Raw genomic sequence first — 18,498 nt, 5'->3', positions numbered from 1 at the left:
GGGAGTCGGACCCCCGCACCGGCGGAGACATCCCCCGCGAACCGGGCGTGGACACCCGGGAAGGACCTGATGTGAGCGAGCACGACCAGTACCTCGTCGGCCTCGACCTGGCCGGACGCCGCGTCGTCGTGGTCGGGGGTGGGCAGGTCGCGCAACGCCGCGTCACCCGGCTGATCGCGGCCGGCGCCGTCGTCGAGGTCGTGTCGCCCGAGGTCACCCCGGCGGTCGAGGGCATGGCGTCCGCCCGGGAGCTCACCTGGACCGAGCGCCGCTACGAGGTCGGGGACCTCGACGGCGCCTGGTACGTCGTCGCCTGCACGAACGACCCGACGGTGAACCTGGCCGTCGGCGCGGAGGCCGAGCGCAACCGGATCTTCTGCGTCCGCGCGGACGACGGGTCGAAGGGCACCGCCGTCACCCCCGCCACCGGCGAGTTCGACGGGCTGACCGTCGGCGTCCTCGCCCGCGGCCGGCACCGCCGCTCGTCCGTCGTGCGCACCGCGCTGGTCGAGGCGCTGCAGTCCGGGGTCGTGAACGACTCCGCGGACCCGGTGCTGCCCGGCGTCGCGCTGGTCGGCGGCGGCCCCGGCGACCCGGAGCTGATCACCGTCCGCGGCCGGCGGCTGCTGTCCCGCGCGGACGTCGTCGTCGCGGACCGGCTCGGCCCGCGGGACCTGCTCGACGAGCTGGGCCCGCACGTCGAGGTCATCGACGCCTCCAAGATCCCCTACGGCCGCGCGATGGCCCAGCAGCGGATCAACGAGCTGCTGGTCGAGCACGCCAGGGCCGGGAGGTTCGTCGTCCGGCTCAAGGGCGGGGACCCGTTCGTCTACGGCCGCGGCTTCGAGGAGGTCATCGCCTGCAGCGAGGCCGGGGTGCCCGTCACGGTCGTCCCCGGCATCACCAGCGCGTTCGCCGCGCCGGCCGTCGCCGGGATCCCGGTCAGCCACCGCGGCGTCGCGCACGAGATTGTCGTGGTGTCCGGGCACGTCGCCCCGGACGACCCGCGCAGCCTCGTGGACTGGCCCGCTCTCGGCCGGATGAAGGGCACGGTCGTGCTGATGATGGCGGTCGAGCGGATCGGGCTCTTCGCGGCGTCACTGGTGGAGCACGGGCGCCCCGCGGACACCCCGGTCGCGGTGATCCAGGACGGCACCACGCGCATCCAGCGGACGGTCCGGGCGACGCTCGCCACCGTGGCGCAGCAGGTCGCGGAGCACGAGATCAGCCCGCCCGCGATCGTGGTCATCGGGCCGGTGGCGGGGCTCACCGCGGGGGCCTGACGGCTTGACCCCGGGCCGTCCGCGTGATGGTCTCGACGCACGACGGCAGTGGAGGAACCCGGTGCGAGTCCGGGGCGGTCCCGCCACTGTCACCGGGGAGTGCGTCCCCACCTGCGTGGCCACTGCCGCAACACCGGCGGGAAGGCCGGGGACGAGACGCCGATCCGGGAGCCAGGACACTCCGGCCGTCGCACGGTGTCGACGGAGGAGGGCGCGGACCCTCGAGGAGGCCAGGATGACCGGCGACGGTCGGAACAATGCTGTGTTGGTGGTGCTGGGCGTCGGACCCGGGGAGCCCGAGTCGCTCGCCCCGGAGGCGGCGGACGTGCTGGCCGCGGCGGACGTCGTGTTCGTCCCGGCGGTGCCGGCGGAGTCGACGCTCTTCTTCTACACCGAGGCCTGGCGGGTCGAGCGTATTACCGGTCTCGCCGGGTCGGTGCCGGTGATCGAGGACTGGTTCCGCCTGAGCCCCGGCTCGACGGCCGTGCTCGCCGTCCCCGGCGACCCGGCGGACCATCCGGCGTTCACCGCGGTCGCGGACGGCCTGCGGGTCGCGGTCCCCGGGCTCACGGTCCGTACCGTCCCCGGGGTGTCCATCGTGCCCCCGCGCCTGACCCCGCTGCCCTGGTGACCGCCGACGTGCCGAACTTCTACGACGTCGTCAACGGCCGCCGCGACGTCCGCACCGGGTTCCTCCCCGACGAGCCGGTCGACGACGCGGCCCTGCACCGGGTGCTGCAGGCCGCGCACGCCGCCCCGAGCGTCGGCTTCTCCCAGCCCTGGGACTTCCTGCTCGTCCGGGACCGCGGCGTCCGCGAGCGGGTGCACGCCCTCGTCGCCGCCCAGCGCGACGCCTACGCCGCGTCGCTGCCCCGGGCCCGCGCCGAGGCGTTCCGCACGGTGAAGATCGAGGCGATCCTGGACACCCCGGTCAACGTCGTCGTCACCTGCGACCCGACGCGCGGCGGCCGGCACACCCTCGGCCGCTTCACCCAGCCGACGATGGGCCCGTACTCCGCGGCGCTCGCCGTGCAGAACCTGTGGCTCGCCGCGCGGGCCGAGGGCCTCGGGGTCGGCTGGGTCAGCTTCTTCGACGACGCCGGGCTCGGCGAGCTGCGCACGCTGCTCGGCATCCCGGCGCACCTCGACGTCATCGCGTACCTGTGCCTCGGGCACGTCCGCGAGTTCCCGGACGAGCCCGAGCTCGCGACGGCCGGCTGGGCGCGGCGCCGCCCGCTGGCCTGGGCGGTGCACTCGGAGCGCTTCGGGCACCGTGCGCTGCCCGGCGAGGAGCCGGTGGACCTGCTCGAGGAGACGGTCGCCGCGATCCGGCCGCCGGACGCCGAGGCGCGCGCGGCGGCCCGGGACCGACTGGACCGGATGACCAAGCCGCGCGGCTCGCTCGGCAGGGTCGAGGACCTGGCCGTCGACCTCGCGGGGATCGCGGGCAGCTGCCCGCCGCCCGTTCCGGAGCCCGCGGCCGTCGCCGTGTTCGCCGGGGACCACGGCGTCCACGCCCAGGGCGTCACGCCGTGGCCACAGGAGGTCACCGGGCAGATGGTGGCGAACTTCCTGGCCGGCGGGGCCGTCGTGAACGCGTTCGCGCGGCAGCTCGGGGCCGAGGTCTGCGTCGTCGACGTCGGGGTGGCCGCGGACCTGGACCCCGTGCCCGGCCTGCTGCCGCGCAAGGTCGCCCGGGGCACCGCGGACATGACGGCAGGCCCGGCGCTGACCCGCGAGCAGGCGCGACAGGCCGTCGAGGCCGGCATCGAGACCGCCCGGGACCTCGTCGCCGCGGGCAACCGCTGCCTCGTCACCGGGGACATGGGCATCGCGAACACCACCGCCGCGGCCGCGCTGATCTGCACGGTCACCGGCGCCGATCCCGCCGAGGCGACCGGCCGCGGCACCGGGATCGACGACGAGACGCTCACCCGCAAGACCGACGTCGTGCGCCGGGCCCTGGAACGACACGGCCCGGACCCCACCGACGGGATGGGGCTGCTCGCCGCGTTCGGTGGGCTCGAGCACGCGGGCCTCGCCGGGCTGATCCTGGGCGGCGCGGCGCTGCGGGTCCCGGTGATCCTCGACGGCGTCAACGCCGGCGCGGCGGCACTCGTCGCCTCGGTCCTCGCGCCGCACTCGATCGGCTACTGTGTCGCCGGTCACAGGTCTGCCGAGCCCGGCCACCGGCTCGCCACCGCGCACCTCGGGCTCACCCCGCTGCTCGACCTCGGGATGCGCCTGGGCGAGGGCACGGGCGCCCTGCTCGCGCTGCCCGTCGTGCAGGGCGCGGCGCGGGCGCTCGCGGACGTCGCGACCTTCGACGCGGCGGGCGTCGCGGACAAGGACGCCTGACCTCCCATACCGCCCGGTAACATCTCACCTCGGACGTTCGAGAACCTCTCGAAGGCGAGGGAGATCGGTCATGAACGGTGTGGTGCTCGAGCGCCTGCTGGCCCGGGGGCCGGTGCTCGGTGCGGGTGAGGCCGCGGTCGTGCTGCGTGCGGTCGGGCGGGATCTGCTGGCGCGGCAGGCGGACGGCACGGTGCACGGTGCCGTCGGGCCCGCGGCGGTCGTGATCGGCTGCGACGGCCGGGTCTGGCTGCGGGAGCCCTCCCTGCTGCCCTCGTCGGTCCCTGGCGAGACCGCGGACCTGCAGGGCTTCGTCCGGCTCGCGCGGACCCTCGCCACCGCCTGGTGCGCCGGGGACCGGGCCCGGGCCGAGCTGCTCGAACGCTGCGGCGCGATCGCCTCGGCCTCGGGCGTGGCGCTCGCGCTCACGACGCTGCGGGTGGGGGCACCCTGGTGCGACGGCTCGCGGCTCGCCGCCGTGGCCGCGGAGATCACCGGGCCCACACCGGCGATCCCGCTGCCCGTTCCGCGGAGCACCGAGGCCGTGCCGGCGGGGGAACGGCTCGACGGACGCCTCTCCGCCTGAGCCTCGCCGGTCCGGGCGCCGCCGCGGTTTGCGGCCGGTCGGGCCGACGAGCTCAGTCCGTCCGCCAGCTCGCGTGCGGGTCCGCCCGGCTCAGCGCGGGATCGTCCGACGCGAACGTCCGGGCCGGCCCCGGCCCCGTGGCCCGCGTCTCGAACCGGACGGTGACCCGGCCGTGCCCGGCGCCCTGCACCCAGCCGTGCCCGTACTCGGCGTGCGCCACGTCGTCGCCCGCCCGCCAGGGCGCGTCCGGATCCGGCGGGGCGTGCCGCCCGCCGGGCGCCACCCCGGGCTCGTCGACGGTCACCGGCACGTCCCCGGCCTCGTCCGGGTCGTTCACCGGCGGCCCCTCGAACGCCGGGAGCGCCTCGAACAGCGTCGGCGGGGGAGTCTCGCCCAGCCCGGACAGCGACACCCCGACCAGCCGGACACCGCCCTCGGGCACCGCGGCCTCGGCCAGCCGCTGCGCGACGGCGGTGAGCGCGCCCAGGTCCGTGCTGGCGTAGGCCGTGGTCTCCGAGCGGCTGGCGGTGGTGAAGTCCGCGTTGCGGGCCTTCACCGTGACCGTGCGCGCCGCCCGCCCGTCGACGACCAGCCTGCGGTGCGCCGCCGCCGTCATCCGGGCGACATGGTGCAGGACGTCGCGCATCGCCGTCAGGTCGTGCTCGAAGGTGGTCTCCGCGCTGATCTGCTTGGCGGCGCCGCGCGGCGCGACCGGCCGCTCGTCGATCCCGCGGGCGAGCCGGTGCAGCTCGGTGCCCACCGCGGAGCCGAGCACGCCCGTGACCTCGCGCAGGTCCATCGCCGCGAGGCCACCGATCGTCTCGACGCCGACCTTGCGCAGCGACGCCTCGGCCACCGGCCCGATGCCCCAGAGTGACCGCACCGGCAGCGGGTCGAGCACCGCGCGTTCCTCCTCGGCCGCGACGACCCGCAGCCCGTCCGGCTTCGCCAGCTCGGACGCGATCTTGGCGACCTGCTTGCCCGAGCCCGCCCCGACGGACGCGGGCAGCCCGGTCCGCTCGCGCACCGCCGCCCGCAGCGCCGTGCCGAACTCGCGCACCTCCGCCGGTGAGGCCCCGACCAGGGCGGGAGGCTCCAGGAACGCCTCGTCCAGGGACACCGGCTCGAGCACCGGGGCGGCCTCGCCGAGGACGGCCATGACCTCGCCGGAGATCGTCTTGTAGAGCTCGAACCGGGACGGGAGGACGGTGGCGTGCGGGCAGCGCCGCCGGGCCTGGCCCATCGGCATCGCCGAGCGCACCCCGAACACCCGCGCCTGGTAGCTCGCTCCGGCGACGACGCCGCGCCCGCCGGTGCCGCCGACGAGGACGGGCCGCTCCGCGAGCGTCGGGCGGGTCAGCTGCTCGACCGACGCGAAGAACGCGTCCATGTCGAGATGCAACACCCACCGCACGGACCCATTCTTCACCGGGGGACCGACAGTCCGGGTTCAGGAGGTGAGCGCGTCCAGCAGGGCGTCGACGGAGACGGGGCCGCGGTACTGCTCGCCGTTGACGAACAGGGTGGGCGTCCCGCGCACGCCGCTGCGCACGCCCGAGTTGAAGTCCGCCTCCACCCGGTCCTCGAAGTTCTGGCTGGCGGGCCAGATCGCCTTGTCCGGGTTGTCCATCCCGATCGCCTCGGCATGCTCGCGCAGGTCCCGCTGGGTCAGCCGGGGCGGGCCCGGGGCGTAGAGGCGGGCGTGCATCGGCCAGAAGCGCCCGTAGACCGACGCCGCCTCGGCCGCGCACGCCGCCGCGAGGGAGTGCGGATGCAGCTCGAACAGCGGGAAGTGCCGGAAGGCGAACATCAGCCGGTCGCCCAGCTCCTCGCGCACCTTCTCGATCACGGGTGCGGCCTCGCGGCAGTAGGGGCACTCGAAGTCCCCGTACTCGACGAGGGAGAAGCTCGGCGCCCGCCTCACCCTGCAGGTGGTCGTAGGGCCCGATCTGCGGGTCCAGCTGACTGCTGATCGTGGGCTCCTCGCACTCGTCGGGTCGGCGGGCCCGGCGACCGGCGGCGGTGGGGCACGATGTCGCGGTGGCCGTGGTGACGACATTAACGGAGCGCGGGGAGCTGTCTCGTGCCGCGCGGCAGTTCCTGCGCACCGAATCCGGGTCGGCGGTGCTCCTGATCAGCGCGGCCGCGTTCGCGCTGGTGTGGGCGAACCTCGGTCCGTCCTACGAGGAGTTCTGGCACACCCGGCTCGCGATGGCCCTGGGTGGCGCCGAGCTCGCGCTCGACCTGCGGCACTGGGTCAACGACGGGCTGATGGTGCTGTTCTTCTTCAGCGTCGGCCTGGAGATCTCCCGGGAGATGACGCTCGGCGAGCTGCGGGGCTTCCGCGCCGTCGCGACCCCGGCGATGGCAGCGGTCGGCGGCCTGTGCGTGCCCGCGCTGCTCTTCCTGCTGTTCAACTACGGCGGCGAGGGCCAGAACGCGTGGGGCATCGCGATCTCCACGGACACCGCCGTCCTGCTCGGCGTGCTCGCCCTCGTCGGGCCGCGGTGCCCGGACCAGCTGCGGGTGTTCCTGCTGGCCCTGGCGATCGTCGACGACATCGGCGCCGTCCTCGCGATCGCGTTCTTCTACACCGAGCGGGTGAACGTGGCCGCGCTCATGGGAGCGCTGGTGCTGTTCGCCGCGCTGCTCGGTCTGCGCTTCGTGCGGTTCTGGCGGACGCCGTTCTACGCGGCCATCGGCGTCGTGATGTGGGTGGCGGTCCTGGCGTCCGGGGTGCATCCGAGCGTCGTCGGCGTCGCGCTCGGTCTGCTGGTCAACGCCTACGCGCCGCGCCGGCAGGACATGCGCCGCGCGCTGTTGGCGGGCAAGAGCTTCCTGGTCGACCCGACGCCCACGCGCGCCCTGGCGGCGCAGGCGGCCGTGACCGAGGCGGTCTCGCCGAACGAGCGGCTGCAGCTGAGGATCCAGCCGTGGAGCAGCTATGTGATCGTCCCGATGTTCGTGCTGGCCAATGCCGGCGTGGTGCTCGACCGGACGACGCTGACGGCGGCGCTCGGCTCGCCGATCACGTGGGGGATCGTCGTCGGCCTCGTGGTCGGCAAGCCGATCGGCGTGACGCTGGGAACCTGGATCGCGCTACGAGCCCGGATCGGCCGGTTGCCGGACACGCTGCGGTGGGGCCAGCTCGCGGGTGGTGCGACGCTCGCCGGGATCGGCTTCACCGTGGCGCTGTTCGTCACCGAGCTCGCCCTGAAGGACCCGCTGCTGCAGAGCGAGGCGAAGATCGGCATCCTCGCCGGCTCGATCCTGGCGGCGCTCCTCGGCTGGCTGGTCTTCCGGGTGGCGGGGGAGCGGGGCGGCCAGTGCTCGCCGAGCGGGCTCCCGGTCCTGCCCCCGCGCCCCTGGCGACCCGTCGACTGATCCCGCCCGCGCGGATCCCGGGATTCGCGTCGTGGAGCCATGGCGCGGGCTGGGAGTGACACGGGCGTCAGAGCGCCGCGACGAGCGGGGTGGGGTCCGTGAGCCAGGGGACATGGCCGCCGTCGACCTGCTTGCCCTCCGCCTCCGGGATCACCGCGAGCGCGACCCGGGCCGCGACGTAGGGGAGGAACGCCTCGTCCCGGCCGTGCAGGTACGTCATGGGCGGCAGGGCGTGCAGCTCGGGGGCGGTGAGCGCCATGTTCGGACGCGGCGTGCGGAAGTCCAGCAGCTGCTGGAGCATCCGCGGCACCGTGTGCCGGAACCCCGACCGCCGCGAGGCGTGGTAGGCCAGGTCGCCGAGCTCCGGCCAGTCGTCCAGGGCCGGTTCGGCGAGGGACCTGCGCAGGCGGGAGGTGTACCAGGCCGGTGGTGTCGGGCTGGTGAGCAGCACCCGCGCGGTCGCCGGGACGGCCAGGGCGCCGAGCAGCGCGTCCGCCCGGCCGCCGGAGAACGCGACGCCGGGTGCTCCGACGAGCACCAGCCGTTCGACCAGGGCGGGTGCGTCGATCGCGGTCCACGCGGCGGCCATGCCGCCCAGCGCGTTGCCGACCAGCACCGCCCGCTCCGAGCCCGTCGCGCGGACCGCGGCCGTCGTCAGCGTGACCAGGACCTCGCGGAGGGAGAAGTCCTCGTCGGGCAGGCCGTCGGAGAGCCCGTGACCGGGGGCGTCGAGCGCGACGACGGTCCGGCCCGTCAGATGTGGCAGGAGCGGGAGCCACCAGGCGGCGGAGAGGGTGGCGCCGTGCAGGAGGACCAGCGGGGTGCCGGTGCCGCGGGTGGCGAATCCGCGGACGACGCCGAGGTCCGGGAGGGCGAGTTCCAGCGGGTCGGTCTCCAGGCCCAGTCGCGCGACGAGCCGGGCCTGGTCCGAGGCGGCGCGTTCCGCGGCAGGGGTCACGGGCCGGCGACGATCAGGCCGCGGAGGAGCGCGTCCCCGTCGTGCATCCGGATCCGCGGGGCGGCCGCGCCGAACCCGGCGAGGGCGCCGGGATGCTCCGGGTCCGGGAGGAGGTCGACGAGCCAGAGCGGGCCGTCCGGCGCGTCCCCGCCGGTCCACTCGCGGACCGCGGCGGGGCCGTCCGCGGGGCTCAGGGTGATCGACGACATCGGGCTGGAGAGCCCCTCGCCGGTGGCCTTGAGCAGGGCTTCCTTGCGGGTCCAGGTGGTGAGGAAGGCGGCCGGGTCCGCGGGGGGATGCGCGCGGAGCTCGGCGGGGGAGAGGGCGTGCCCGGCGAGGCCGTCGAGGTCCGGGAGCGGCCGAAGCTGCTCGACGTCCAGGCCGACCGGCCCGTCCGCGGACACCGCGACCCCGACCCGCTCGCCGGAGTGCGTCAAGGAGAACTCGGGCCCGCCGCCGGCGAGGCGCGGTTTGCCGTGCGGCTTGCCGCAGCGGCAGGTCCGATCCAGCGTGAGCGCCGCCGGATCGGCGCCGACGTGCTCGCCGAGGACGATCCGGGCGAGGGCGTGGGCGGCGAGGTAGCGGCCGCGGTCGATCTCCTTGCGGAAGGCGCGCAGCCGTGCCGACTCGTGATCGTCGAGGAGGGAGACCAGCGCGGCCGCCCCCTCGGGGTCGATCGGGCGGGCCCACCAGACGTCGCACTCCGACACGTCGCCCAGCCTTCCACACCGGACCCGGGACGGCAGGAAGGTCGCTTCCCGGGGGAACGACCCTCCTGCGCCGGGTCAGCCGCTGCGGCGGGCCGCGAAGTCCGCGCGGGCGTGCGCGGGCTTGGTGCTGCTGCGTCCGGTCGTGCGCCGGTGGGGAAGGAGCCCCGGGGTGCCGGGGACGTCCTTGCCCTTGGCGGCGGCCCGTCGGGCGGCGCGGTTCGCCGGAGCCGCCTGATCGGCCTGGGATTCGACTGGGGTGGTTCGCATGAGGTACCTCCGAGTGTGTGGCCGCGGGGGGTCGTTCGGCGACGAGCCGGGCGGATGACCACGACGACGGCCGGGACGGACACGGGACGTCGGACGAGACCGCGGCGGCGCAGAACGCGCGGCCGCGAGCGGGGCGGGGCCCCGGGGTCTCAGAGGAAGAACTTCACGGCCGGAACCGTAGGACGGTGTCCGCGGTCCCCGCCACCGAATTGACCGCGACGATCTCCGGCCCGGTTAGCGTGGGCCCGTGCGCACTCCCGACGTCGTCGTGATCGGGGGCGGCATCGCCGGCGCCTCGATCGCCTACGAGATCGCCGCCCACCGTTCCGTCGTCCTGCTCGAGGCCGAGTCCGCGCTGGCCACGCACACCACGGCCCGGTCCGCGGCGACCTGGATCCCCGGGCACGGCACCGCCGCCTTCCGCGCGCTGACCACCGCCAGCGGACCGCGCTTCACCGCGCTGGCGGACGAGCTGGACGCGCCGCCGTTCCTCAGCCCGCGGGCGGTGCTCTGGGCCGCGTTCGACGACGACGGCGAGCGCGAGCTGGAGCTGATGCTCGCCGAGCGCGCGGGCGAACCCGACGTCCCGGCCCGGCTCACGTCCGCCCAGGCCCGGCGGCTCTGCCCGGTGCTGCGCGAACCCCGGGCGGGGGCGCTGACCGAGAACGGTGCCGACATCAACGTGATGGGTCTGCACCAGGCGTTCGTCCGGGGGTTGAGACGGCGCGGGGGCGAGGTCCGTACCGGCGCCCGGATCGCGGGGATCGAACGGTCCGGCCAGGACTGGCGGGTCCGCACGGCCGGTGGCGACGAGCTCACCGTGCCCGACGTCGTCGACGCCGCGGGCGCGTGGGCGGACGTCGTCGCCGGGCTGGCCGGGGTGCCGCCGGTCGGCTTCCAGGCCTACCGGCGCACCATCGCGATCGTTCCGGTTCCGAGGCCGACGGGCCCGCTGCCCATGGTCAGCGACCCGGCGGAGCGCTTCTACTTCAAGAACGAGGACCCCGCGGGGACGACGCTGCTGCTCTCGCCGGGGACGAGACCCCGCTCGCACCGGGCGACCCGAAGCCGGACGAGCTGGACGTCGCCCTGGGCCTCGAACGCGTCGAGGAGGTCACCGGGCTGGGCCTGCGGTCGGTCCGGACGGCCTGGGCGGGCCTGCGCACCTTCGCGCCGGACCGCAGCCCCGTCGTCGGTCCGTGGCCGGAGCATCCCGGGTTCCACTTCTTCGCCGGGCAGGGTGGATCGGGCGTCGAGTCGTCACCGGCGCTGGCCGCGCTGGGCGCCGCGGTCGTCACCGGGACGCCCGTGCCCGCGGACATCGCGCTGGGTGCGGATCAGGTCGCGCCGGTGCGCGCACAGATGTAAGCAGCCGCTTACAGTGAGGGGCATGGCTGCGCCCACCACCACCTCCGGCCGTGACCTCTTCGACGGGGCGTTCTGGAGCGACCCCCATCCCGCCTACGCGGAGCTCCGCGCCGACGAGCCGGTGCGCCGGCTCGACCTGCCGGACGGCCCGATGTGGCTGATCAGCCGGTACGACGACGTCCGCGCGGCGTTCGTCGACGCGAGGTTGAGCAAGGACTGGCGCTACACGCTGCCGCCCGAGCAGCGTGACGCCATGCCGGCCGCGCCGACGCCGATGATGCTGCTGATGGACCCGCCGGACCACACCCGGCTGCGCAAGCTGGTCAGCCGCTCGTTCACCGTGCGGCGGATGGCCGAGCTGAAGCCGCGGGTCGAGGAGATCGCCCGGGAGCTGCTGGCCGCCCTGCCCGACGTCGGCACCGTCGACCTCATGGCGCGCTACGCCTTCCTGCTGCCCGTGCAGGTCATCTGCGAGCTGCTGGGCGTCCCGAGCGCGGACCGGGACGAGTTCAGCGCCTGGTCCTCGACCATGATCGACGAGTCGCCGCAGGAGGCGAAGCACGAGGCGAGCGCCACGCTCGGCGGCTACCTCGCCGAGCTGATCGGGCGCAAGCGCGCCGAGCCGGACGACGCCCTGCTCAGCGCCCTGACGCAGGTGGCGGAGGACGACGGGGACCGGCTCTCGCAGGAGGAGCTCGTCGCGATGGCGATGCTGCTGCTCATCGCCGGGCACGAGACCACGGTGAACCTGATCGGCAACGGCGTCCTGGGCCTGCTCACCCACCCCGACCAGCTGGCGACGTTGCGGGCGAAGCCCGAGCTGATCGGCAACGCGGTCGAGGAGTTCCTGCGCTGGGACTCGCCCGTGCAGACGGCGCCGGTGCGGTTCGCGGCGGAGGACGTCGAGATCGGGGGAGTGACGATCCCCGAGGGCGCGGTCGTCATGCTCGGGCTGTCCGCGGCGAACCGGGACGGGGAGAGGTACCCGGAGCCGGACACGCTCGACGTCACGCGGGACGCCGGCGGGCACGTCGCGTTCGGCTACGGCCTGCACCACTGCCTGGGCGCGCAGCTCGCGCGCACGGAGGGCGAGGTCGCGATCGGCGCCCTGCTCGCGGACCGCCCGGAGCTGGCCCTGGCGGTGGAGCCGGCGGAGCTGACCCACCGCACGAGCATCCTGGTGCGGGGGCTGACGCAGCTCCCCGTGACCCTGGGCCCCCGCGGCTGAGCGCCGCCACCGAATGCACGAACGGCACTCTCGCGCGGTAGGCCCGAGCGAGAGTGCCGTTCCTGCAGGTCGGGGTGCAGCTACGCGAGCGGCGCGCCCGTCTTCTCGCGGACCTCGTCCTCGGTGACGCCCGGGGCGGTCTCGACGAGCTTGAGGCCGTCCTCCGTCACGTCGATGACCGCGAGGTCGGTGATGATCCGGGTGACGCAACCGAGTCCCGTGATCGGCAGCGAGCACTTCTCGACGATCTTGGGGGTGCCGTCCTTGGACACGTGGTCCATCATCACGATCACCTTGCGGGCGCCGTGCACGAGGTCCATCGCGCCGCCCATCCCCTTGATCATCTTGCCGGGAATGGCCCAGTTCGCCAGGTCGCCGGTGGCGCTGACCTCCATCGCGCCCAGCACGGCGACGTCCAGGTGGGCGCCGCGGATCATGCCGAAGCTGTCCGAGGAGTCGAAGTAGCTGGAGCCGGGGAGGACCGTGACGGTCTCCTTGCCGGCGTTGATCAGGTCCGGGTCGACCTTGTCGGCGTCCGGGTAGGGTCCGACGCCGAGGATGCCGTTCTCGGAGTGCAGGACGACCGTGCGGTCCGCCGGGATGTGCCCGGGGACCAGGGTCGGCATGCCGATGCCGAGGTTGACGTAGGAACCGTCGGGCAGCTCGTCCGCGACCCGCTTGGCGAGCTGGTCTCTGGTCAGACTCACGCCTTGTTCTCCTTCACGGTCCGGAACTCGACGGGCTTCTCGACGTCCGGGACGTGCACGACGCGCTGGACGTGGATGCCGGGGGTGTGCACGGAGTCCGGGTCGATCTCGCCCGGCTCGACCAGGTGCTCGACCTGGGCGATGGTGATCCGCCCGGCGGCGGCGCAGGCGGGGTTGAAGTTCCGCGCGCTGCTGCGGTAGACGAGGTTGCCGTGCCGGTCGCCCTTCCAGGCGTGGACCAGCGCGTAGTCCGGGGTCAGCGCGGCCTCGAGGACGTACTGCACGCCGTTGAACTCGCGGACCTCCTTCGCCGGGGACTCGACGAGGACCTCGCCGCCGGGGCCGTAACGCCACGGGAGCCCGCCGTCCGCGATCAGCGTGCCGACACCGGCCGGGGTGTAGAAGGCCGGGATGCCTGCGCCGCCGGCGCGCAGCCGCTCGGCCAGGGTGCCCTGCGGCGCCAGCTCCAGCTCGATCTCGCCGGCGAAGTACTGCCGCGCGAACTCCTTGTTGTTGCCCACGTAGGAGCCGATCGTCCGGCGGATCCGGCCCGCCTCGAGCAGCTTGCCGAGGCCGAACCCGTCGACGCCCAGGTTGTTGCTGATCGTCTCGAGATCCGTCGCGCCCTGCGCGATCAACGCGTCGATCAGTACCGTGGGCACGCCCACCATGCCGAACCCGCCGACGGCGAGCGACTTCCCGTCGCCGATGTCCGCGACGGCCTCGGCGGCCGACGCCACAACCTTGTCCATCATCGCCGCTCCACACTCCGGGGCTGAATTCGAACAGAGGCTACGGGGGCGGTCAGCCAGGGACAACGAATCGTGAGCCAGACCGGACGCCGTGTGAGCGACGTCCCCCGTCACCCGAGCAGGGCGGCCCGCAGGTCTCCCGGAGTGTCGCAAACCGCCGCCGCGCCTGCGCCGATCAGCTCACCCGGCTCGCCGTAACCCCAGCCCGCGCCGAGGCAGGGGAGCCCGTGCGCGCGGGATCCGACGACGTCGTGCAGCCGGTCGCCCACCATCACCGCGTCCGGCGACGCCCCGCCGAGCCGGCGCACGGCCTCGCCGACCACCGCGGCCTTGGAGGGGCGCTGCGCGTCGACCGTGTCCCCGGTGATCGTCTCGAAGAGCTCGGTCCAGCCCTGGTTCTCGAGGATGGCGCGGGCGGACGGCTCGGCCTTGCTGGTGGCCAGCGCCAGGCGCGTCCCCGCGGCGACCAGCGCGCGGAGCAGTTCCTCGATGCCGGGGTAGGGCGTGGACTTCAGGAGGCCGTGCTCGCGGTAGCGCTGCCGGTAGACGGACAGGACCCGCGCGGCCGCCTCCTCGCCGACGATCGGCGGGAGGGACTCGTAGAGGGGCGGGCCCAGGAGCTTCGTGCCGATCGCGTCGCCGGGCCAGGTGAGGCCGAGCTCGTCGAAGGACTCCTCGAGGGTGCCGAGGATGCCGGGGGCGGAGTCGACGAGGGTGCCGTCGAGGTCGAGGAACACAGTTCTTGTCACGGGCGCATTCTCCCCGAACCGGACTGTCGGACCGGTGTCGTACGGTCCTTCCATGACCAGCACCACCCTCTTCGGGCCGCTCTTCGGTGCGGACCGGGTCGACCGGACCCTCGACGACGCGGCCTGGGTCCGGGCGCTGCTCGACGTCGAGATCGCGCTGTCCCGCGCCGCCGCAGAGCACGGAGCGGTCCCGCTCGCGCACGCCGAGGTGATCGCCGCGGCGGCCGGGGACCTGAAGATCGACGTCGACGAGCTGGGCGCGGCCGCGGTCGAGGGCGGGAACCCGGTGATCCCGCTGGCCCGGCTCCTGCGGTCCGCCGCCGGAGGGGACGTGGCGAAGGCCGTGCACCCGGGCGCCACCAGCCAGGACGTCATGGACAGCGCGCTGGTGCTGCTCGTCCGCCGGGCGTCGGAGGTCGTGCTGGAGGACCTCCGGGCCGCCGCGGACGCCGCCGCCCGGCTCGCCGCCGCGCACCGGGACACCCCGATGATCGCGCGCACGCTGGGCCAGCAGGCGTTGCCGAGCACGTTCGGCCTGGTCGCGGCCGGGTGGTGCGCCGGGCTGGACCGGGCCCGGGCGCGGCTGCGCGCGGTCGTCGAGGGGCTGCCGGTGCAGTTCGGCGGGGCCGCCGGCACGCTCGCGGCGCTGCACCCCCACGGACCGGCCGTCGCGGACTCCCTGGCGGACGCGCTCGGCCTGGCCCGGCAGGGCGTCCCGTGGCACACCGAACGCACCCGGGTCGGGGAGCTGGCCGGGGCGCTCGGCGTCGCGGCGGGGGCGTGCGCCAAGCCCGCGACGGACGTCGTACTGCTGGCCGGAACCGAGCTGGGGGAGGTCTCCGAGGCGGCGCCGGGGGACTCGTCGTCCATGCCGCACAAGCGGAACCCGATCGCGGCGGTGACGGCACGGGCGTCCGCGCGGCGGGCGCCGGGGCTGGTGGCGACGCTGCTGGCCGCGATGGACCACGAGCACCAGCGGGCCGCCGGGCCGTGGCACGCGGAGTGGCAGACGCTCACGGACCTGCTGCGCGCCACCGGTGGCGCGGCCTCGCGCCTGCGGGTCTGCTTGGAGGGACTGGCCGTCCACCCCGACGCGATGGCGCGGAACCTGGCGCTGACCTCGCCGGCGGAGGCCCCGCACCACGCGGGCGAGCTGGTGGACCGGGTCCTGGGGGCGCGGTGAACGAGCTGGACCTGATCACCCGGTACTACGACGGCTGCAGCACCGGGGACGTCGAGCTGATGGTCTCCACGTTGCATCCGGAGGTCGTGCACTGGTTCCTGGCACCGAACGTCGGCTCGGCGCCGGTCCGCGGGGGCGAGCACCTGGCCCGGTACTGGCGGAAGGTCCAATCCATGATCGACGCCCGCTGGGTGGTCGACCACGCGCTCACCGGCCCGGCCGAGGCCGTGATCGAGTGGACGATGTTCTGGCGTCCGGAAGGATCCACGGAGCGGGTCGCGACCCGCGGCGCCGAGTGGTTCACCGTCGCCGACGGGCTGATCCACGAGATCCGCTCCTACTATCAGCAACGTCCGGGGACGACCGAGCTCGACGGCTTCCCCTACGCCGACCGGGGGTACTCGGTCCCCGGATCCGAACGGAGCGCCCTGCATCCCACGAACGGACACCTATGAGCAGCCCCGGGACACCCCTGCACCTCGCGGTGGAGATCGGCGGTGCGGGCCGTCATCCCGGGGCGTGGCGGCTGCCCGACGCGGACGTGCCGGGGTTGGTCGACGCAGAGCACCACGTCCGGCTCGTCGAGACGGCGGCCCGGGGTGGGCTGGACCTGGTCGCGTTCAGGGACTCGTTCGTCCCGCCCTCGGGAGATCCGGACGAGCTGGGGGACTCCCTCGACGCGGTGGCGATCGCCGCGCGGGTCGCCCCGGTCGTCCCGGGGATCGGGCTGGTCCCGGCCGTCACGGTCACCCACACCGAGCCCTTCCACGTGCAGAAGGCGATCGCGACGCTGGACCTCGTGTCGTCCGGTCGCGCAGGCTGGGAGGTCGCCGTCTCCCGGACACCCGAGGAGGCCGATCTGTTCGGCCGCCGGAGCGCCGCGCCCGTGTCCGAGCTGTGGCTCGAGGCGGCCGAGGTGATCGAGGCCGTCCGGCTGCTGTGGGACTCGTGGGAGGACGACGCGGTGATCCGTGACGCGGTCACCGGCCGGTACGTGGACCGGGACAAGCTGCACTACGTGGATTTCGAGGGCGAGTTCTTCTCGGTGAAGGGCCCGTCGATCACCCCGCGCTCGCCGCAGGGCCAGCCGCTGGTCGTCGTGCGGGCGGACGATCCGGAGGCCCTGGTCGTCGCGGCGCGGCACGCGGACGTCGTGCGGATCTCGGCGCCGGGCATCGCGCAGGCCGCCACCGCCCGGCTCGACGTCCAGGCCGCGGCCGCCGAGGCGGGCCGGGACCCGTCGGGGATCAGCGTGTTGCTGGACGTCGAGGTCCTGCTCGGGGAGACGGACGCCGGAGCCCGGGACGAGCTCGCCCGGCTGGAGGCGCTCACGCCGGGTCCCGGTCCGGAGGGGATCCGGCACGTCGGGACCCCCGAGGGGCTGGCCGCGCTGGTCGGGGAGGTCGTGCGGGCGCACGCCGCGGACGGCGTGACCTTCGTGCCGCTGGCCCTGCCGAGCGGCCTGGACGCGATCGTCGACGGGGTGGTCCCGCTGCTGGTCGGGGCGGGCGCGCGGCCCGGGACGCCGAGCTCCGGCACACTGCGGGAACGGTTCGGGCTGCGCCGGCCCGCCAACCGCCACGCCCCGGAGGTGCGGGCATGAGCCGCAAGCAGGTCCATCTCGCCGCCCACTTCCCGGGCGTCAACAACACCACCGTCTGGAGCGACCCGGAGTCCGGCAGCCAGACGGACTTCGCCTCGTTCGTGCACTTCGCGCAGGCCGCCGAACGCGGCCTGTTCGACTTCGTCTTCCTCGCCGAGGGCCTCCGGCTCCGTGAGCACCGCGGGAGGATCCACGACCTCGACGTCGTCGGGCGGCCGGACACGCTCACCGTGCTCAACGCGCTCGCCGCCGTCACCGAGCGGGTCGGGCTCGCCGGGACGATCAACACGACGTTCAACGAGCCCTACGAGCTCGCCCGCCAGTTCGCCTCGCTGGACCACCTCTCCGGCGGCCGCTCGGCGTGGAACCTCGTGACCAGCTCGGACGCGTTCACCGGGGAGAACTTCCGGCGCGGCGGGTTCCTGAAGCCGGAGCAGCGCTACGAGCGGGCGGGGGAGATGCTCGAGGCCGCGAAGGCGTTGTGGCTCAGCCGTGGCGCGGAGGTCGGGAGCGAGGCGCCGGTCGTCGAGTACGCGAGCAGCCAGTTCTCCTTCCGCGGCCGGTTCTCCGTGCCGCGCAGCCCGCAGGGGCATCCGGTGCTGATCCAGTCCGGGGACTCGGAGCAGGGCCGCGAGTTCGGCGCCGCCACCGCGGACGCGATCTTCTCCCGGCACAGCACGATCGAGGCCGGCCGGGAGTTCTACCGGAACATGAAGGACCGGCTGCCGCGGTACGGCCGCGTCGACACGGACCTGACGATCCTGCCCGCCGCGACGTTCGTCCTGGGGGACACCCCGGCGGACGCGGCGGAGAACGCCGAGCGGATCCGGCACGAGCAGGTCTCCCCACAGACGGCGATCGCGTTTCTCGAGCAGGTCTGGGGCCGGGACCTCTCGGCCTACGACCCGGACGGCCCGCTCCCGGACGTCGACCCGGACCCGGAGAACGTGAACATCACCCGCGGCCGGGTGCGGCACGAGCGGGACACGGCGAAGCTCGCGCGGGAGTGGCGGGGGCTTGCCGAGTCCAAGAACCTCTCGATCCGAGAAGCTCATCGTCGAGACGACGGCGCGGCACTCGTTCGTCGGGACGCCGAAGCAGGTCGCGGAGCAGATCGACGAGGCGGTCCAGGCGGACGCGAGCGACGGCTTCATCCTGATCCCGCACCTCGTCCCGACGGGCCTGGACGTGTTCGTGGACACCGTGATCCCGGAGCTCCAGGACCGGGGCAGCTATCGCACCGAGTACTCGGGCCCCACCCTGCGGGACCACCTCGCCCTCCCGTATCCCACCTGATCCCCGCGAGTCGGCGTTCCTGGTTCACCGAGTCGCGGAGTGGAGCGCGACGTCCGCGTCGGATCGCCT

Annotated in this window: 18 protein-coding genes, 2 pseudogenes and 1 riboswitch; of the genes and pseudogenes, 12 read left to right on the top strand and 8 right to left on the bottom strand. The window is 74.5% G+C overall.

The features are described from left to right. The first annotated feature begins 71 nt into the window (after nucleotides 1–71). The 4 genes from cobA (at nucleotide 72) to WBK50_RS20005 (ending at nucleotide 4,224) form a co-directional block, all read left to right on the top strand. Nucleotides 72–1,283: a uroporphyrinogen-III C-methyltransferase gene (gene cobA, locus WBK50_RS20020; RefSeq protein ID WP_341337066.1), complete on the top strand. Its 1,212-nt coding sequence runs from the start codon at nucleotides 72–74 to the stop codon at nucleotides 1,281–1,283. A 10-nt stretch (nucleotides 1,284–1,293) separates the two neighbouring features. Beyond that, nucleotides 1,294–1,487, top strand: a riboswitch (cobalamin riboswitch). A 31-nt stretch (nucleotides 1,488–1,518) separates the two neighbouring features. Further along, nucleotides 1,519–1,914 carry an SAM-dependent methyltransferase gene (locus tag WBK50_RS20015; protein ID WP_341337065.1) on the top strand — a complete coding sequence of 132 codons (396 nt, stop codon included), beginning with the start codon at nucleotides 1,519–1,521 and terminating at the stop codon, nucleotides 1,912–1,914. Further along, nucleotides 1,911–3,641 (top strand): nicotinate-nucleotide--dimethylbenzimidazole phosphoribosyltransferase, encoded by a 1,731-nt coding sequence (gene cobT / locus WBK50_RS20010; RefSeq protein WP_341337064.1) that lies wholly within the window; start codon nucleotides 1,911–1,913, stop codon nucleotides 3,639–3,641. Before WBK50_RS20015 ends, cobT begins: the two co-directional genes overlap by 4 nt. Nucleotides 3,642–3,711: 70 nt before the next feature. After that, complete coding sequence (locus WBK50_RS20005; protein WP_341337063.1) at nucleotides 3,712–4,224, top strand: hypothetical protein; 513 nt, start codon at nucleotides 3,712–3,714, stop codon at nucleotides 4,222–4,224. 52 nt (nucleotides 4,225–4,276) lie between these two features. On the opposite strand, the gene WBK50_RS20000 is transcribed toward WBK50_RS20005, so the two are convergent. Both WBK50_RS20000 and WBK50_RS19995 read right to left on the bottom strand, forming a co-directional pair. Further along, nucleotides 4,277–5,614 carry a DNA polymerase IV gene (locus tag WBK50_RS20000; protein WP_445942376.1) on the bottom strand — a complete coding sequence of 446 codons (1,338 nt, stop codon included), beginning with the start codon at nucleotides 5,612–5,614 and terminating at the stop codon, nucleotides 4,277–4,279. A 60-nt stretch (nucleotides 5,615–5,674) separates the two neighbouring features. Continuing rightward, a complete protein-coding gene (locus WBK50_RS19995; protein ID WP_341337061.1) occupies nucleotides 5,675–6,148 on the bottom strand; it encodes a DsbA family protein in 474 nt (157 codons plus the stop codon). A gap of 125 nt (nucleotides 6,149–6,273) precedes the next feature. Between WBK50_RS19995 and nhaA the strand changes: the two genes are divergently transcribed. After that, a complete protein-coding gene (gene nhaA, locus WBK50_RS19990; RefSeq protein WP_341337060.1) occupies nucleotides 6,274–7,608 on the top strand; it encodes a Na+/H+ antiporter NhaA in 1,335 nt (444 codons plus the stop codon). A gap of 67 nt (nucleotides 7,609–7,675) precedes the next feature. On the opposite strand, the gene WBK50_RS19985 is transcribed toward nhaA, so the two are convergent. From WBK50_RS19985 to WBK50_RS19975, 3 genes are all read right to left on the bottom strand, one after another. Beyond that, complete coding sequence (locus WBK50_RS19985) at nucleotides 7,676–8,566, bottom strand: alpha/beta fold hydrolase (RefSeq protein ID WP_341337059.1); 891 nt, start codon at nucleotides 8,564–8,566, stop codon at nucleotides 7,676–7,678. Beyond that, complete coding sequence (locus WBK50_RS19980) at nucleotides 8,563–9,276, bottom strand: 4'-phosphopantetheinyl transferase family protein (RefSeq protein ID WP_341337058.1); 714 nt, start codon at nucleotides 9,274–9,276, stop codon at nucleotides 8,563–8,565. Before WBK50_RS19980 ends, WBK50_RS19985 begins: the two co-directional genes overlap by 4 nt. 75 nt (nucleotides 9,277–9,351) lie before the next feature. Continuing rightward, nucleotides 9,352–9,543: a hypothetical protein gene (locus WBK50_RS19975; protein ID WP_341337057.1), complete on the bottom strand. Its 192-nt coding sequence runs from the start codon at nucleotides 9,541–9,543 to the stop codon at nucleotides 9,352–9,354. 247 nt (nucleotides 9,544–9,790) lie between these two features. Between WBK50_RS19975 and WBK50_RS19970 the strand changes: the two are divergent. From WBK50_RS19970 to WBK50_RS19965, 3 genes and pseudogenes are all read left to right on the top strand, one after another. Next, nucleotides 9,791–10,567, top strand: a pseudogene (locus tag WBK50_RS19970) (NAD(P)/FAD-dependent oxidoreductase); the annotation flags it as partial. A gap of 53 nt (nucleotides 10,568–10,620) precedes the next feature. Further along, on the top strand, nucleotides 10,621–10,911 hold the full coding sequence (locus tag WBK50_RS35215) for an FAD-dependent oxidoreductase (protein WP_445942375.1): 291 nt from the start codon (nucleotides 10,621–10,623) through the stop codon (nucleotides 10,909–10,911). A 22-nt stretch (nucleotides 10,912–10,933) separates the two neighbouring features. Beyond that, on the top strand, nucleotides 10,934–12,139 hold the full coding sequence (locus WBK50_RS19965; RefSeq protein WP_341339457.1) for a cytochrome P450 family protein: 1,206 nt from the start codon (nucleotides 10,934–10,936) through the stop codon (nucleotides 12,137–12,139). Between the two features lie 80 nt (nucleotides 12,140–12,219). On the opposite strand, the gene WBK50_RS19960 is transcribed toward WBK50_RS19965, so the two are convergent. From WBK50_RS19960 to WBK50_RS19950, 3 genes are all read right to left on the bottom strand, one after another. Next, nucleotides 12,220–12,846: a 3-oxoacid CoA-transferase subunit B gene (locus WBK50_RS19960; protein ID WP_341337056.1), complete on the bottom strand. Its 627-nt coding sequence runs from the start codon at nucleotides 12,844–12,846 to the stop codon at nucleotides 12,220–12,222. Next, nucleotides 12,843–13,601 carry a CoA transferase subunit A gene (locus tag WBK50_RS19955; protein WP_341337055.1) on the bottom strand — a complete coding sequence of 253 codons (759 nt, stop codon included), beginning with the start codon at nucleotides 13,599–13,601 and terminating at the stop codon, nucleotides 12,843–12,845. Before WBK50_RS19955 ends, WBK50_RS19960 begins: the two co-directional genes overlap by 4 nt. 107 nt (nucleotides 13,602–13,708) lie before the next feature. After that, nucleotides 13,709–14,347, bottom strand: coding sequence for an HAD hydrolase-like protein (locus WBK50_RS19950; RefSeq protein WP_341337054.1), 639 nt, complete (start codon nucleotides 14,345–14,347; stop codon nucleotides 13,709–13,711). Nucleotides 14,348–14,399: 52 nt separating this feature from the next. On the opposite strand from WBK50_RS19950, the gene pcaB reads away from it, so the two are divergent. From pcaB to WBK50_RS19930, 4 genes and pseudogenes are all read left to right on the top strand, one after another. Beyond that, nucleotides 14,400–15,530 (top strand): 3-carboxy-cis,cis-muconate cycloisomerase, encoded by a 1,131-nt coding sequence (gene pcaB / locus WBK50_RS19945; RefSeq protein WP_341337053.1) that lies wholly within the window; start codon nucleotides 14,400–14,402, stop codon nucleotides 15,528–15,530. Beyond that, entirely contained in the window at nucleotides 15,527–15,985 is a 459-nt protein-coding gene (locus WBK50_RS19940) for a nuclear transport factor 2 family protein (protein WP_341337052.1), read from the top strand. Before pcaB ends, WBK50_RS19940 begins: the two co-directional genes overlap by 4 nt. Next, nucleotides 15,982–17,133, top strand: a complete 1,152-nt coding sequence (locus tag WBK50_RS19935; protein ID WP_341337051.1) for an LLM class flavin-dependent oxidoreductase — start codon at nucleotides 15,982–15,984, stop codon at nucleotides 17,131–17,133. The genes WBK50_RS19940 and WBK50_RS19935 overlap by 4 nt, the downstream gene beginning before the upstream one ends. Beyond that, nucleotides 17,130–18,429: pseudogene (locus tag WBK50_RS19930) on the top strand (NtaA/DmoA family FMN-dependent monooxygenase). The gene WBK50_RS19935 and the pseudogene WBK50_RS19930 overlap by 4 nt, the downstream one beginning before the upstream one ends. Nucleotides 18,430–18,498 lie beyond the last annotated feature (69 nt).

The sequence above is a fragment of the Pseudonocardia sp. T1-2H genome (assembly GCF_038039215.1).
GTDB lineage: Bacteria > Actinomycetota > Actinomycetes > Mycobacteriales > Pseudonocardiaceae > Pseudonocardia.
Note: the sequence above shows the minus strand (reverse complement) of the source record. Positions and strands in the feature narration are given on the sequence as shown.